The sequence below is a fragment of the Acinetobacter calcoaceticus DSM 30006 = CIP 81.8 genome (assembly GCF_000368965.1).
In the GTDB taxonomy this organism is placed as follows: Bacteria; Pseudomonadota; Gammaproteobacteria; order Pseudomonadales; family Moraxellaceae; genus Acinetobacter; species Acinetobacter calcoaceticus.
Map to the genome: position 1 here is coordinate 319,605 of NZ_KB849779.1, position 15,829 is coordinate 335,433.

12 protein-coding genes are annotated in these 15,829 nt (G+C 40.9%); 10 read left to right on the plus strand and 2 right to left on the minus strand.

Features of this window, described 5'->3' with window-relative positions:
• Positions 1-3 precede the first annotated feature (3 nt).
• Positions 4-3,639, minus strand: a complete 3,636-nt coding sequence (locus F936_RS03885) for an exodeoxyribonuclease V subunit gamma (protein ID WP_005045069.1) — start codon at positions 3,637-3,639, stop codon at positions 4-6.
• 169 nt (positions 3,640-3,808) lie between these two features.
• On the opposite strand from F936_RS03885, the gene F936_RS03890 reads away from it, so the two are divergent.
• Positions 3,809-4,315, plus strand: a complete 507-nt coding sequence (locus F936_RS03890) for a hypothetical protein (protein ID WP_005045071.1) — start codon at positions 3,809-3,811, stop codon at positions 4,313-4,315.
• Positions 4,316-4,338: 23 nt separating this feature from the next.
• Here F936_RS03890 and pap read toward each other — a convergent pair whose 3' ends face one another.
• A complete protein-coding gene (gene pap, locus F936_RS03895) occupies positions 4,339-5,757 on the minus strand; it encodes a polyphosphate:AMP phosphotransferase (protein WP_005045073.1) in 1,419 nt (472 codons plus the stop codon).
• 209 nt (positions 5,758-5,966) lie between these two features.
• On the opposite strand from pap, the gene F936_RS03900 reads away from it, so the two are divergent.
• The 9 genes from F936_RS03900 to F936_RS03940 all read left to right on the plus strand — a co-directional run bounded on the left by F936_RS03900 (position 5,967) and on the right by F936_RS03940 (position 15,808).
• Complete coding sequence (locus tag F936_RS03900) at positions 5,967-6,674, plus strand: DUF8198 family protein (protein ID WP_005045076.1); 708 nt, start codon at positions 5,967-5,969, stop codon at positions 6,672-6,674.
• Positions 6,675-6,821: 147 nt separating this feature from the next.
• Positions 6,822-7,769: a bifunctional demethylmenaquinone methyltransferase/2-methoxy-6-polyprenyl-1,4-benzoquinol methylase UbiE gene (gene ubiE / locus F936_RS03905; protein ID WP_004640878.1), complete on the plus strand. Its 948-nt coding sequence runs from the start codon at positions 6,822-6,824 to the stop codon at positions 7,767-7,769.
• An 11-nt stretch (positions 7,770-7,780) separates the two neighbouring features.
• Entirely contained in the window at positions 7,781-8,449 is a 669-nt protein-coding gene (locus F936_RS03910; RefSeq protein WP_005045078.1) for a ubiquinone biosynthesis accessory factor UbiJ, read from the plus strand.
• A 12-nt stretch (positions 8,450-8,461) separates the two neighbouring features.
• The gene (locus F936_RS03915; protein WP_005045080.1) at positions 8,462-10,081 is read left to right on the plus strand and encodes an ABC1 kinase family protein; all 1,620 of its coding nucleotides are present in this window, start codon (positions 8,462-8,464) and stop codon (positions 10,079-10,081) included.
• A 125-nt stretch (positions 10,082-10,206) separates the two neighbouring features.
• On the plus strand, positions 10,207-11,520 hold the full coding sequence (locus F936_RS03920; RefSeq protein WP_005045083.1) for an FAD-dependent oxidoreductase: 1,314 nt from the start codon (positions 10,207-10,209) through the stop codon (positions 11,518-11,520).
• A 26-nt stretch (positions 11,521-11,546) separates the two neighbouring features.
• The gene (locus tag F936_RS03925) at positions 11,547-11,945 is read left to right on the plus strand and encodes a VOC family protein (protein WP_005045085.1); all 399 of its coding nucleotides are present in this window, start codon (positions 11,547-11,549) and stop codon (positions 11,943-11,945) included.
• A 162-nt stretch (positions 11,946-12,107) separates the two neighbouring features.
• Positions 12,108-12,881, plus strand: coding sequence for a bifunctional phosphoribosyl-AMP cyclohydrolase/phosphoribosyl-ATP diphosphatase HisIE (gene hisIE / locus F936_RS03930; RefSeq protein WP_005037164.1), 774 nt, complete (start codon positions 12,108-12,110; stop codon positions 12,879-12,881).
• A gap of 9 nt (positions 12,882-12,890) precedes the next feature.
• Positions 12,891-14,393 carry a UvrD-helicase domain-containing protein gene (locus F936_RS03935; RefSeq protein WP_004640865.1) on the plus strand — a complete coding sequence of 501 codons (1,503 nt, stop codon included), beginning with the start codon at positions 12,891-12,893 and terminating at the stop codon, positions 14,391-14,393.
• Between the two features lie 23 nt (positions 14,394-14,416).
• Positions 14,417-15,808 (plus strand): AAA family ATPase, encoded by a 1,392-nt coding sequence (locus F936_RS03940; RefSeq protein ID WP_005045088.1) that lies wholly within the window; start codon positions 14,417-14,419, stop codon positions 15,806-15,808.
• Positions 15,809-15,829 lie beyond the last annotated feature (21 nt).

Genomic DNA, 15,829 nt, shown 5'->3' on the forward strand with positions numbered 1-15,829 from the left:
GTCTTACTCCGAATGTTGAAATTGAAAAACTGGATGATACAGATCATACGCAAATTCATCACAAGCATGTTGAAGCAAAGCTTGTGCATCTTGTTCTTGTAAAATAAAGCTCCAGTCTTGATGCAACTTGCAAGCTTCATTTTGAGTCATGTCCATGGTGGTAAATGACCCTGTTTCATTCCAGTATTTTAACAGCTCAGCATAACTCTTCTCATCCAGTTTTGCTTTTTCTGCCTGATTTGCTGTTTCCCACTGATATGCTTTGGCTTTTTCTAGTGGTTTTAATAATAAGGCTGCTGGCAAAACTAGTGGCTGTTGTTGAGCATAACGCCAGATTTTAAACCATGGCTGTAAATATTGCCGAGCTTGCTCAGAACTTACGCCGCTACAAATAACGGTTTGATCGCTAAAAACTACAATACGGCGTTTTTCAGCGCCAGCACTTCCCTCATTAAGATAGGCCAACCAAAGTAGATGTTCCAACCAGACTTTCGCACGTCTTTTTGCCCGAGCACTCGACGGCTCCATACTGACCCAATCCTGAGTTTCAGACTTTGGAACAGTAATATTCATATGAAGCTGTTTGGCAATTCGCCAAACTCGCTGAGTCGTTTCAGTTACCGCTGGTGCATAATGATGGAGGCGTTCAAGCAAGCACTCTTGTTCAAAAATACCTTGCTGCCACGCGCTATATTTGACTTTGCCTACAGGCAATTGATCAAGTAATACCTCAGGTTGTGCTTGTTGATCGGATTGCTGTAAAAAATGTCGAATCGCATAACGTCCTAAACCATCTAGTAACAAGGGTTCATTTTGGTCAAGCAGTCCAACACTTCCTAAGTTTTCAACACCCAAAGTTTTCAAATATAGTCGTGCGGGGAATGTCACATCCTGTATCCATTGCTGGCTATCTAAAACCAACATGTCAGGCGCTTGCAGCGGATAGGTCGTATTCGCCCAAGGTTGACGGTTTCCTGAGACTTGCTGAATTTGTGAAGCAACCTTAAACCAATGATCTTGGTAACGAACACCACTTTTTTCTACAGTAAAACCTTTCGGATCAAAGGGCTGTAAATGATGGAGGTGATAAAGCTGTTTTAACTGAGCTGGAATCTCAATCCCTTCAACAACTACATTTTCAGATACATCGTCTTCGGCTTTTACAATCAAGGCAAGGTGTTCACGGAACTCTTGAAGAATACTAGAAGGTTCTCTCACCTCGCCATCATTCACATCAAACCCGTTATAAAACAGCCATAAATTTTCTTGGGCTAATAATAATGCATCTAAAAAAGCTCCCTGATCATCTTCAAGACGAGAGCGGTCGCCTAACTGTTGGCGCAATGCATCCATTAAATCAAATGGAACGTGTGTATCACGGTTTGGAAATTGCCCTGCATCAAGATTTAACATGACCATTAAGCGATAAGGTAGCGGCCGAATATGTCCAATTTGGGCAAAGGTAATCTGCCCAGTCGGTTCCGCTTGTGCACTTTGGCTTTCTAAGGTCCGTTGAATTTCTTCAATAATATAAGGTAGAGGCAACGTAATTTTGCGCAAAGTTCCTGTTTCTGTCTCTGCGTAATAGCTTGCGAGCGTCAACATTCGCTCTTGTTTTTTGACAATTTCCCGAACAGCTTTTAAAGCAGCAACACCCACCTGCTCAAATTCGACAATATCTTTACCCAGTACTTGGAGCCAATATTCAACCGTATAGACTTGCCCCTGTTCATGTAGGGTTAACCAATCACGGCGCTCATTCAAATCTTGATAAATCTGGATGAGTGTACCAATCAACTCAAAATCAACTGGTTGAACTTTGGCATAACTCAGCACTTGATTAAATGTTTCATGTACAGGCACAGCAATGCCTAGAGCCAATCGCTCTAAAGCAAATTTAAAACTATATCGATAATCGTCATCACCCTCACACAAACTGCGCTTGAGATGCTCTGCATCAAGTCCTCGTTTAAACCCAGCATCGGCAAGTAAATTTAAAATTCGCTCAACCTGAGCATATTCAAGTTCGTATCGTTGCTGAGTCGCATGCAAGCTTAACCAGTCAGCAAAATCATCAAAGCTAAAACGCCCTTGCATCAGCTGAATACGCCCAATCACGGCACGCCAAGCATTTAATGCATCAAGTGATGCAACTCCTGCAATTTTCACTGGCAAATGCACACCCTGCTCAGTGGCAGTTGCAGGAAATACACTCCGAATTAAAGGCTCTATGTCGGTCAAATTAGGAACTAAAACTAAAATATCATTTGGGCGACGCGGCTGCTCATGTGCTTTGGCCAACCAACCAATCAGTTGCTCTTTAAGTACTTCAAGCTGACGTAAAGTAGAATGGCAAACATGGATCTGAATAGAGTCATCGTCTGGAGCAAGCTCATATTGCTTAGCTTGGGGTTCAACCAAATGCAAAATATCGGATTGAACTTTACCGAGTAAACTTTCAGGGAAATCATCCACAAAAGCATCAACCCATTTACCCTCTTCACCCGTAGATAAATTTGATAATAGCGAAAAGTGGTCGCGGGCTTGTTTACCTAATCTTGTTAAAAGTGGATGTCTGGACTCACGTGCTTCAGCATTAAAGTTGAGTGTAAATTTATTAAAGAAATCGCTAATTTCAGCATCCGTTGCCTTAGGGTTTTTCGCAATAAAGCGCTCTTTCACCCCTAAGTCATAACGCTGTTTCCACAGTGGATCAACGCTATCTGCCCAATATTCTTGCGAAGGGTTATAGTGCAAAATTAGCACATCAATATATTGCCCTAAACGGCGCAAGAACTGTAACTGGCTTGGCGGTAAATCCAATAATGTAAAGATCACCACCTGATGAGGTAATCTTGAAATAGCCCATTTACTGCGATCTGGATGTTCGATCTCTTGCCAAAACAACGCATCAATTTGCTGCATTTGCAAAAAGTCATCATGAAAATGTTGCTGCCACAACCATCGCTGCCAACGTTCTAGCTCTTGAGTTTGATGCAATGCAAAAGCAGTAACCTCTTCGTCTTTTTGCACAATATATTTTTCAATATCGAGCGCTCGCCCTTGCCCCCAAGCAGCCAACCAGTTCTCTGGACACGTACAACTATTTTCACAACCACGCTGACACTGTCCACGATAAATCATGTAGTTACTAAATAGGTCGGCAACCTGCTCAGCCACCCAATACAGCATTTTTTGTTTTTTTAGTTGTTTATCTATGCCTTGCTCAAGCCGGTCTGCGCTGTCATAAATGCGCTGAACAATAGAATGGAGAGGATGTGAGGTATCTATGCTAATTGCATCAGGTTGTATAAATTCATACAAAGCCTGATGAACCCGCCATTTAAAAATTAAACGGGGGATGTTCGCTTTACGGACCTGTTCTTTATGGGCAGTTAAAACTTGCTGATAGGCATACCACTGGAAACCTCGTACCCGTTGATGAAACTGGTAATTGGCACTCATGCCTTGCTGTTCTGCAAGTTTCTGTATTAGCCACTGCTCAACCGCAGGACTTGGAACAACAAAATGCTGTGTTTTCAAAACCTGTAAAGGATGCGTTGAAGTTTGCGATGTAGACGCTAATACACCTTGCAACAACACATCAATACGTTGGCTTTGAATAACATGTATCCCCATTTATTTCATATCCTGCTTGCATAATTTATGCACAAAATCATAAACATTCATTACTATACAACTGAATCTGACTATGTCACGTTGGTTTAAACACAGCATAATTTAACTTTAGGTGTCACTTACGCTTGGTTTAAATGACGCCATCAAGAAACTTACACAGGTAGACATTATGAAAATTGATAACATTCCTGACTATATTGATCCTAGCCTAAATCTGGAACAAATTCGCGATGAGTGTCATGACCTCATCAAAAAAAGAGCTTACGTCTCAGCAGGAGCGGCAATTGTACCCATTCCTTTTTTAGACGTGGTGATAGACTTGGGAATTTTGTCGTACCTTATTCCAGATATCAATTCCCGTTTTGGCTTAGCACCTGAGCACGTGAGTGTTTACGACCCAAAAACTAAAACAATTCATTGGGATGAATTACGTAAACGCGGTTTTGAATTTTCAGGTTTTGTAGTGGCACGTACTACTGTTAAAAAAACATTTAATGGTTTTTTGGGCAAAATCGTAACGAAACAAGTGACTAAATTTATACCGCTAGGCGGACAAATTGTAGCAGCAAGTTTAGGCTATTTCATGATGAAAAAAATAGCAGAAACTCACCTGAATGACAGTTACAATCTTGCAAAACGTATTCAGCAAAAAAGCCGTACCACTATTGTAAATTAGTAGATACCTTAATGGCTGAGAGCTTAATCTGCTCTCAGCTGTTTTAAAACTGCCTTTAATACTTCTAGACGTGCAGTATATTTATCATCAGTTGCAACAATATACCAAGGTGCGTATTCAGTGCTGGTTCGCTCAAACATATCTGCTGCCGCTTTTAAATAATCGTCCCACTTATCACGATTACGCCAATCCTCTGCGGTAATTTTAAAGCGTTTATGCGGTGCCTCTTCTCTTGCTTTAAAACGCTGTTCCTGCTCATCTTTGCTAATTGCCAGCCAAATTTTTACTACAATCGTTTGACTATCAAATAAATCTTTTTCAAAACGATTAATTTCGTCATAGGCACGCTGCCACTCTAAAGGCGAAGCAAAACCTTCAACACGTTCAACGAGTACTCGCCCATACCAAGTCCGATCAAAGATCGTGATTTTTTCAGCCTCATTAATACGGTTCCAAAAACGCCATAAATAAGGATGTCGTGCCTCGTACCGTTCAGGTGCTCCAATACAGTGAATATCATATTCACGCGGATCTAGGTTTTTAACAATTCGCTTAATTGCGCCGCCTTTACCAGCGGCATCCATCCCCTCAAAAGCAATCACGACATTGCGTTTATCAAAACGCATTGCATCAGCAATTTTTTTGCTGAGTTTATCGAGCTCTTTTTTATATTCAGCTTTTTCAAGTGGCTCATTAGAAGGTTTTAATAAACTCTCGGGAATTTGGGCTTGTTGCCATTTTCCTTTAACTTCAGTTTCATGGTCAGGAAGTTGACGCATGTGTTGCAAAAGGTACTGAGCAAAAAACTGGTCGCGTTGTGTTTCATCTTCGCCATCAATAATGTACCAATCGTCGGTAAAACGGCGGCGTAACTTTTGCAAGGTGTCATATTGTTTTTTATTACGCCAGTCTAGGCCGTGGAGCTTATGCCAGTGCTGCTCTGATGGATCGATCTTGTCCAAACGTTTTTGCAGTGATTTCCATGAAAGATCAAACCAGACTTTAACCACATCGACATAATTATTTTTCAAATCTTGTTCGAATGCCCGCATACTTTCTACGTAAGCATCAAATCGTGCCTCATCTAAGGGTTCAGACACATGAGTGGCTGTGACAAGCAAATCGCTATACCAATTGCCAAACATCACCACAATTTGACCTTCGGTAGGAATAAACTCCGAATACGATTGCCAAAACGCTTCGGTATCTGTCAGCACACGCGGCGCATCTGCTTTTACTCGTAAATATCTTGGGTCTAACCACTCGCGAAGTTGCTTAACCGCTTCCCCTTTTCCAGCCAGTTCAATACCACTCATTAAAATGAGTGTACTTTTAGCATTCGGCTTCCCTCGACTTTCTTTTAGAGCATATTGTGCTTCAATCAAATCGACTGAAAGCTGTTCTTCATCTCGAATTTCAAATTTTGGTTGTTGTTCACTCATAGTCCACGGCTCTAATCATTTATTGTTTAATTTCGATGATCTTTAACTTATGCGGTTAAATGATGAATTGCTATACAAATTATGTCATTGCGGCCAAATTCCATCTAAAAATTGACGCATGAATCATTTTTTTTACATCTTCTCGCCATAGTACAAGGTTACAATGCCTCTTATGATTTTTTGTAAATAGCCCAATATTAGAGTCTTACATGTCTAAACTCGCTGCTTTTGATGAACTTTTACAACAATATAAAACATTTAATTATCACGACAATCCGGTGCTTGCCCAACGTTTGCAAGATGTACAAACATGGCTAAAAGAGCGGATGAAAGATACACATCATGAATTTTTCAACTTGCCTGAACATAAACTCATGGCAGAGTATTTTTTAAATCGTTTATATGGTGGTCCAGAGTTTGATGCCCTTGCAGCGCAAATTGAACGCCTCTTGAAATATGCACATAAAGCCGAAAAAGTATTGCCTGAGAATGCGATTAAAACTGGAACTAAATCGGTAAGTTTGGCTGTGCTTGCCACTCAGCTTGATGAACAAGTGGCGATACAGCTTCTTGAGGATTATCCGGCTGATACGGTATTAACCGATGAAATCATGCGCTTAACCTTAACCAAGCTTGATCAGGCAGAAGCTCGTTATCAACAACTTGCTCTTCTTGATGATTTAGGTACAGCACTCGATAAATATATGCGCTCATTTATGATGTTTACGGCTTTTAAAATGTGTAAAGGCATTGCCCAAAAATATCACTTTGAATTGATGTATGATTTTATTCAAGATGGTTTTACTGCAATGAAACCGTTAAAATCAGCCGAGACGTTTATCAAGACTTTTACGGAAAAAGAACGCCAGATTATTGAAAATGTACATTCAGGGCATCCGAATCCGTTTAGAGTGTGATAAGGTCGGCACAGAGAAAAAATCAACCTTACGAAGTTGAGATTTTATTCATTATATTTGCATGATGATGCCTGTAAAAATAGACAAAATCTGTCATCATGCAGAACTTATTCCGTTTCACTTGAGTTTGAGTCTAGGAGAGACAATATGTCTAACGAAAACCAAAAGCCAACATCTCCAACTGAGCAGGCACAAAGTTCAGACAAAGTTAGCCCATTCCTAAGCTCACCTTTACCGCAAGGTACCCCTCAAGGGCAACAACAAACTTTACAACAAACCTTAACTGATACACCAGTTAACGGTTCTGTACCGAAATACAATTTACCGCGTGGTGCTGGCAATACTGGCAACGTGGGAGAAACCACACACTTTGGTTTCTCGACTGTTAAAACTGAAGATAAAGCTCAAAAAGTTGCAGAGGTTTTCCATTCAGTTGCAAGCAAATATGACTTGATGAATGACTTGATGTCATTTGGTATTCACCGCCTCTGGAAACGCTTTGCAATTAACATGTCAGGTGTACGCCGAGGTCAACATGTGTTGGACATTGCTGGTGGTACAGGCGATTTAGCAAAAGTATTCAGCCGTGAAGTTGGTCCTCAAGGCCATGTCGTTCTTTCAGACATTAACGAATCCATGCTCAATGTAGGCCGTGACCGTTTGATTGATGCAGGCTGTACTAATGTCGACTTCGTACTTGCCAATGCAGAAACTTTAGAGCCTTTTGCAGATAACAGCTTTGATCTACTCACCATTAGTTTTGGCTTACGTAACGTGACTGATAAAGATGCAGCACTTGCTTCTATGTTCCGTGTGTTAAAGCCAGGCGGTCGTTTACTTATTCTTGAATTTTCTAAGCCTGTATTTGAGCCATTCTCAAAACTTTATGATCTCTACTCATTCACTGCTTTACCAATTATGGGTAAATTAGTTGCCAATGATTCAGAAAGTTATAAGTATTTGGCTGAATCAATTCGTATGCATCCAGACCAACGCACCTTAAAAGGTATGATGGAAAATGCTGGCTTCCAGAACTGTGACTATCACAACCTTACTGCTGGTATCGTTGCCGTTCACCGTGGCTTCAAACTGTAAGGGTTAACGATATGTGGTCGATTCTGGCACTCGGTGCAGTCGAACGTATCATTCATCATCTGATCGATCTGGATGCGGTTACACGCATTCAGCTTAATCAGTTACAGGGCAAAATGTTGCGTGTCGCAATCGACAGTCCGCAACTTTCTGTCGATGTATTCTTTGACCAAGAAAAAGTACGTCTTGAACCTACCGCAACAGGGCACAGTGAAAAACCTTCTATTTTTGAACAACGCCCTTTTGATGAGCAATTCAAAATTTCTGAAGCTACAGCAACTTTGCATGTTAAAGATGTCATTGAGCTGATCAAACTATTGGTCAGCGATCCAGATCAGATTGGCAATATCCCATTGCAAGGTGATTATCACCTGTTACAGGATATTCAAAAAATCATGCAACAAGCTGAACCAGATTTAGCTGCGCACTTATCAAGATGGGTTGGTCCTCAACTTGCCCACGAAATTGGCAAGATTCAGCTTGCACCAAAACATTTAAAACGCTCTCTTCAAAGCCATCTGTTTTTTGCTGAAGATGCATTAAAAGAAGATAGCGGTCTATTTGCCCCTCGCTGGGAAATGGACGACTTAACTCAAGCAACGCGCAAGCTTAATCAAGACATTGACCGTCTAGAAGCAAGATTGCAGCAACTCAACGCACAACTACAACCCTCTCAAGACTAGGTAAGACTGTATATGATTCCGCACGTTTCACGTTTACTCGAACTTTGGCGTATTGCAGCGCACTATAGACTCGATACGTTGTTCCCTGCGGATGAATTACCAGTTAAAGCTCAACGTGCATTAAGTGTTATTAAAATGCACCCAGCCGCATGGTCTAGTCGTGAACGTAAAAATCCTTTAAAGCTCAAAGAAGCTTTGGAAGAGATGGGGCCGCTTGCAATTAAGCTTGGGCAATTACTGTCAACCCGACGTGATTTGATTCCACCTGAAATACTCGCTCAATTGGTCTTACTTCAAGATCAGGTAAAACCTTTTGATAGCAATGTTGCCAAACAACGTATTCAAGATTCGTTAAAAGCTGACGTAAATACCTTGTTTGCTCGCTTTGATGACCAGCCATTAGCTGCTGCGTCAATTGCACAAGTTCATACTGCTGCTTTGCACGATGGTCGTGAAGTCGTTATTAAAGTGACTCGTCCTGACATTCGCAACCAAATTTTGCAAGACTTTGAGATTTTGGCATGGTTAGGCAACACACTAGAAAGCCGCCTTGAAGCTGCGCGTGCGTTGCATTTAAGCGAAATTATTCAAGACTATCGCCAGATTATCTTAAATGAGCTGGACTTGAGTATTGAGGCAGATAACACCCGTCGTATGCGCCATTATTTTACTGGCTCAACCATGATGTATGTGCCTGAAGTCTACATGGACACCAAAGATGTCATGGTGGCAGAGCGTATTACAGGTGTTCCTATTTCAGATACGGTGACTTTCGACCGTCTAGGCATGGACCGCGCACAACTTGCAGAAAAAGGATTAACCATTTTCTTCACGCAAGTATTCCGCGATAACTTTTTCCATGCCGATATGCACCCCGGCAATGTCTTTGTAGAAACAATTAACCCAAGCAATCCACGCTTTATTGCGTTGGACTGTGCGATTATGGGTGAGTTATCTAAGCATGACCAGATGACCATTGCCCGCATGTTGCTTGCTGTCATGAATAGCAACTTTATGCAGCTCATTCAAATTGTGCATCAAGCTGGCTGGATTCCACCGGGTACAGACCAAGATGCGCTATCGCGTGAAATGCGTCGCACCGTTGGTCCAATGGTGTCTAAACCAATGGATCAACTTGATTTTGCTGGCATCTTAATTCAAGTGATGGATATTGCCCGTCGCTTCCATTTAGAGATTCCACCGCAACTCATGTTGTTGCTAAAGACTTTAGTGCATGTCGAAGGCCTAGGGACCGATCTTTATCCGCAGCTCGACATCTGGAAATTGGCAAAACCAATTTTGACTGAATGGGTCAAAGCCAACATGAACCCAGTCAAAAATATAAAAGAGTTAGGGCAGCAACTACCTGACCTGCTTTTAGGTGCTCAAGATTTCCCAAGCTTAATTGTTGATAGTTTAAATGGTTTAAAAAATCAGTCTGCTTGGCAAGACCGTCAGTTACGCGAAATGCAGCAACTTCGTTTGCAAATGGAACATCAACAACGCCGCAGTTGGATGTTCGGCAGTACTATGCTGATTTTACTAACCATCGCGATTATTAGCCCTTGGTTTGTTTCAGTTATTTTGATTGTGCTGAGTAGCTTATTAGCACTTTGGCGAATAATGAAATAACATTTAAATCCCTTGCAATCGCAAGGGATTTTTCTATGACAATAATTTAATTTTAAAAAATTTTTCTAGATCAGTGATAAGTTCATTGTTAAATTGAACCTATAAATACTTCAAAAGAATAAACAATGAAAACACCTCATTTTGCCATTATCGGTGCTGGTACAGCAGGTTTAGCAACTGCGATTTTGCTCGCCCGCGAAGGCAATAATGTGACTATTTTTGAACAAGTTGATGAATTATCTCCGGTAGGTGCAGGTCTTTTACTACAGCCTGCTGGGTTAGCCGTATTTGAGCATCTTGGTGTACTTGATGAAGCCTTAACACTAGGTGCAAAAGTCACAGGTTTAGAAGGGCAACTTCCTGATAAACGCCTTTTAGTAAATAGTCACTATCATGAAGCTTCAACGAATCTTTATGGTTTAGGTATTCACCGTTCTACTTTATGTCACGTTCTTACTCAAAAACTTTCTCAATATTCAAGTCACATTACTTGGCGTATGAACCACACAATTGAAAGACTTGAAGAACACCCTAATGAAATTCGGCTCTTTGGCTTTAATCAAAACCAAAAATTTGATGATTGCTTTGATGCGGTCTTAATTGCCAATGGCGCTCGTAGTCAATTGCGCCCAAAAGCCTGGGTAAAGGTCGATCAAGCTTATCCATGGGGTGCTGCTTGGAGTATCGTGCCTGAATGTTTAGCACTGAATCCCCAAATTCTGCATCAATTTTATGATCGTTCCAAAATCATGATGGGGATTTTACCTACAGGGGCAATCCCTTCTGAACCCGAGCAACGACTTGCGAGTGTATTTTGGAGCCTACCTACTGCACAATTACCTACATTTTTGAAAGATGAGCAGTCAAAACAGACTTGGTTAAACCAAGTTTCAGAGCGCTGGCCTGATGTAGCAGAATGGTTAAAACAGATTTTGTACAACAATCAAATTCAACCTAAATGGCTATCTGCCCAATACCGTGATGTCGTGATGACTCAATTTGGGCAAGGCCGAATTGGTGTTATTGGTGATGCTGCTCATGCTATGAGCCCTCAACTGGGACAAGGCGCAAATATGGCTTTACTGGATGCTTGGGCTTTTTCTCAATCATTGCAACTTGCCCAAAAGAACCAAAATATTGACTGGTCACTCCTCTGGCAGCACTATCATCAACATCGCCGCTCTTCCACCCAGTTTTATCAATTCCTCAGTCGCTTATTAACACCACTTTATCAATCTGACCATTGGTGGGCGGGAGGTTTAAGAGATCTCGTTTTCCCTTGGATGTATCAGATCCCTTATTTTCGAAAAGAAATGGCAATCACAGTTTCTGGCTTAAAAACAGGCCCATTTCAACAACTTGATTATCAGAAAATTGCTCAATATTGCGAAAAAGAAAATGTACTTAATTCAAAAAGTGAATCTCTTCCCGACTATTAACCTCACAAAAGAATAGCGAGTTATATATGAAAATCAGCCATCTTGATCATCTCGTTTTAACCGTTGCAGATATTGAAAACACCTGTAATTTCTATCAAACAGTATTAGGGTTTGAGGTCATTACGTTTAAAGGTAATAGAAAAGCCTTAAAGTTTGGGCATCAAAAAATTAATTTGCATCAACTAGGCAATGAATTTGAACCCAAGGCATTGCATCCAACTTCTGGATCTGCCGATCTGTGTTTTATTTCAGAAACACCAATTTCAGAAGTGGTTACACACCTTAATCAGTTAAATATTCAAATTGAAGAAGGCCCCGTCGAACGTACCGGTGCAATGCACCCTATTCTTTCAGTTTATATTCGCGACCCAGATCAAAATTTGATTGAGATTTCCAATATTCTCACTTCAGAAATATCTAAATAACGTACTGACAAGTAATGAGAGTAAGCTGTTTGTTAGCCTGACACAGAGAAAAAGCGTAAAGAATTTTTCCGCAAAGTGACTTTCATGCCGTACACTATACAAGCTATTTTTTAGCATCTGACTTAAATCAATTTATAGTTCATATTTCTTTGGTGATTCCTCATGAATAACACGCAATGGCTCGATGAAGTAAAATTTAACGAACAAGGTCTTATCCCTGCCATTGCTCAACATCATCAAACCGGACGCATTTTGATGGTGGCGTGGATGAACCGTGAGGCACTCGCTCTAACAGCGGAAAAAAATCAGGCTGTTTACTTCTCTCGCTCTCGCCAAAAACTCTGGCACAAGGGTGAAGAATCAGGCCATTTCCAAACAGTTTATGAAATTCGTCTGGACTGCGATGCCGATGTCATTGTGTTACAAATTGAACAGCACGGCGGTATTGCATGCCATACAGGTCGTGAGTCTTGTTTCTACCGTAAACTTACCCCACAAGGTTGGGAAATTGTCGATGCACAGTTAAAAGACCCTACTGCAATTTACGGTGAAAATGCTAAAACAGAAGCTCACGATCACGCCCACACCACTGAACAAGTTGATGTACTTGCTCATTTAGGTCAATTGATGCAAGAGCGTAAGCAAGCTGAAGCAGATACCTCTTATGTTGCCAGCCTCTATAAAAAAGGCATCAATAAAATTTTAGAAAAAGTCGGCGAAGAAAGTGTAGAAACCATTATTGCTGCTAAAGATTTTGCAGTTCAAGATTCAGAAGCTCACTTAAACGATCTCGTTTATGAAACAGCGGATTTGTGGTTCCATACTATTGTCATGTTGGGTTATTTCGATCTTAATCCACAACTTATTATTGACGAATTAGCTCGTCGTCAGGGTTTATCTGGTTTAGTTGAAAAAGCTAACCGCAACAAGGTATAAAATCACTCAGTGTCGAATATTGAAAAACCTAAAGCTACCTATGAGCAAGCGATTGCCATAGACAACGCCCGTCTTGGGCAATCATTTAAAGTGATTGCCTATGCTGGTACAGGTAAAACTACTACTTTACAAATGATTAGCGATGCCATGCCTGAGCGGCGCGGTATGTATTTGGCATTTAACAAAGCGATTGCTGGTGAAGCCCAAAACAAATTTCATCGTAATGTCGACTGCCGTACTTTTCACTCACTTGCCTTTCGTAGTGTGCCCCGTGGTGTAACTGACAAATTACGTCTACCGCGCTTAAGTCCAAGTTTTATTGCTAAAGAATATCGACTAGAGCCGATTACTTTACGACGAATGATGGGTGGGCGTTACGAGAAATATGTCTTGATGCCAAGCCGACTAGCAAGTCTTGTCGCAAATGCGGTGGGTTACTTCTGTTCAACGAGTTCCCAATACCCTGCACCTCGCCATATTCAAGCACCGAATTGGTTACATCCAGATGATATTATCGAATTACAAAAGCATCTTTATCCTGCTGTGGAACGTCGTTGGCTAGAGTCAATTGACCCGAATCATCAAGCCGGAATTGGCCATGATATTTACCTTAAACTTTGGGCATTATCTGAACCGAACATTCCTAGTGATTATGTGTTATTTGATGAAGCACAAGATGCCGACCCTTTAATGCTGGGTATTTTGCTTCGACAAAAAAATACGCAGGTCATTTATGTAGGCGATGCTCATCAGCAAATTTATGCATGGCGTGGCGCAATTAATGCTATGCAGCAATTACCATTACCTGAATCTCGTCTAACCACGTCTTTTCGTTTTGGTGAAACGATTGCTGACGTTGCCAATGCGTTGCTGGGCGGCTTAAATGAGACTGTTCCTCTACTTGGCAATCCGAACCAGAAATCAAGTGTAGTTAATAAACCTCACACTAAAATGCGTGACGCAATTTTATGCCGCACCAATGCCCGTGCGATGGAACTTTTGTTGGCAGGTTTAGTTCATGGCGATAAAGTGAGTTTGCAAGCAGACCATCAAAAACTAAACCGTTTTGTAGATGCTGCAAGCCTCTTGAAACAAGGCAAACGTGTCACCGATGTTCCTGAGTTAGCATGGTTCAATTCATGGCATGATGTTCATGAATACTGTGAAACCAATGAAGGTAGTGACATTAAACCTTTGGTTAAATTGGTTGATGATCACGGGACTGACCCATTAAAGAAAGCACTTGCAAAGATTACACCCATTGAGCAAGCTGATTATGTCATCTCTACAGCCCACAAAGCTAAAGGGTTAGAATGGAACCGTGTTCATATTGAAGATGACTATCAATTTAAAATTAATGGCTTAGAACACAAGATTACAGATGAAGAGTTAAGATTACTTTACGTTGCCTGTACTCGTGCTAAAGTAAGTCTAAATATCCATCATCTTTATGATCTGATACAACAATTAAAACTAAGGGCGCCTTTAAGTCTTCGTCAATCGGTTGGTTGAAGCGCTCATACTTAGGTGAGCCTATGAAACTTGAATCGATCCAATTTAAACATATTGCTTTATTTCACGATCTTAAAATACAGTTTCAATATGAAAAACAGCCTATTACCTTAATTTTAGGTGAACAAGCAACTGGTAAAAGTATGTTACTCAAACATACTTACCATGCTTTAACTTGGTTCCCTGCCCGTCTTAAAGATTTACGTAGCCCTGGTATTGTCATGCCTGATCAAGATATTACTCAGTCGCGCCTACAATCAAAAATCGAAGTGACCATTCAAATTCCAGCAGAAATTGGCCATTTACCAGAATCTACCTCTGCCCAACAGGTAGATTCTTCACTATGTAGCTGGAAACTTTTTAAAACTCTAAATTCAAGTGGCATTGGGATAAGCCAAGTTGAAACGCAGCAACTTGATCAAACTATGGCCCTTTATCAGCAAGTCACAAAAAAAGATCCACTACAAGGATTGCCCTTAGTCGCTTACTACCCAGCCGAGCGATTTGTAAATGATATTAATCTGCTGAATAAAAATTTACCCGGCATTACCCAATCCATTTCAGCCTATGACATTAGCCCACTGCCATTTACAACGTTTACCCGTTTTTTTGAATGGCTACGCGAAATTAGCGATATAGAAAATGCCCAAGCTGCACATCTCATACAACGTATTATTTCTAGACAATCAGATCAGCAAGATCAAACAGAACTATTAAATGATCTTAAAAAAGAGTTATCTGGGCAGCCTAAACAGCTCACCTCCCCGAATCTCTATGCACTCAAAAATGCATTAAAAATTGTTTTGCCTGAACTTAAAGACCTATATTTGCAATATCAACCTCGGCTCCAGCTCATGGTTGACTATGAAGGCCAAACCCTACCGTTTCAGCAGCTTTCCAACACCACAAAAACTTGGATTGCGTTAGTAGGCGATGTAGCCCGCAGGCTCTGTTTACTCAATCCGTTAAGTCTAAACCCCTGCCTTGAAGGTGACGGGGTTTTATTAATAGATCAAATTGATGCACAGCTCGACTCCACACATTGCACAGAAATCTTGAATCGGCTTCATCAGGCATTCCCACGCTTACAAATTATTGCAACAGGAAGTCGTGAGGAGTTACTTGAACATGCTTCCGACTACCAATCGTTAAAATTAGAAAATGGTAAAATTAGCCATCTTGATTTAAATACAACCAAGCAACAGCTTGAACACATCTATACATTGCTACAAAGAAGCGAACCATTAACGGCGCCTATAGAAGCACAACCTCTTAGCTTAATTGACCCAGCACCATCTCCAGCACAAATTGGTGTTTTATTTCAGCAAATCCAAAATCTAAATGAGCAACAAAAAAATGAATTATTACGCATGATTCATGCTGGAGATACACCAGAAGAAAGCCCTTCTGTTTAAATTTTATGACCCATTTACTCT

Coding starts and splice junctions, on each gene's coding strand:
- F936_RS03925 (WP_005045085.1), top strand. CDS start 11,547: ATGAAAATCAGCCATCTTGATCATCTCGTTTTAACCGTTGCAGATATT.
- F936_RS03940 (WP_005045088.1), top strand. CDS start 14,417: ATGAAACTTGAATCGATCCAATTTAAACATATTGCTTTATTTCACGAT.
- F936_RS03890 (WP_005045071.1), top strand. CDS start 3,809: ATGAAAATTGATAACATTCCTGACTATATTGATCCTAGCCTAAATCTG.
- F936_RS03920 (WP_005045083.1), top strand. CDS start 10,207: ATGAAAACACCTCATTTTGCCATTATCGGTGCTGGTACAGCAGGTTTA.
- ubiE (WP_004640878.1), top strand. CDS start 6,822: ATGTCTAACGAAAACCAAAAGCCAACATCTCCAACTGAGCAGGCACAA.
- F936_RS03885 (WP_005045069.1), bottom strand. CDS start 3,639: ATGGGGATACATGTTATTCAAAGCCAACGTATTGATGTGTTGTTGCAA.
- F936_RS03900 (WP_005045076.1), top strand. CDS start 5,967: ATGTCTAAACTCGCTGCTTTTGATGAACTTTTACAACAATATAAAACA.
- F936_RS03915 (WP_005045080.1), top strand. CDS start 8,462: ATGATTCCGCACGTTTCACGTTTACTCGAACTTTGGCGTATTGCAGCG.
- hisIE (WP_005037164.1), top strand. CDS start 12,108: ATGAATAACACGCAATGGCTCGATGAAGTAAAATTTAACGAACAAGGT.
- F936_RS03910 (WP_005045078.1), top strand. CDS start 7,781: ATGTGGTCGATTCTGGCACTCGGTGCAGTCGAACGTATCATTCATCAT.
- pap (WP_005045073.1), bottom strand. CDS start 5,757: ATGAGTGAACAACAACCAAAATTTGAAATTCGAGATGAAGAACAGCTT.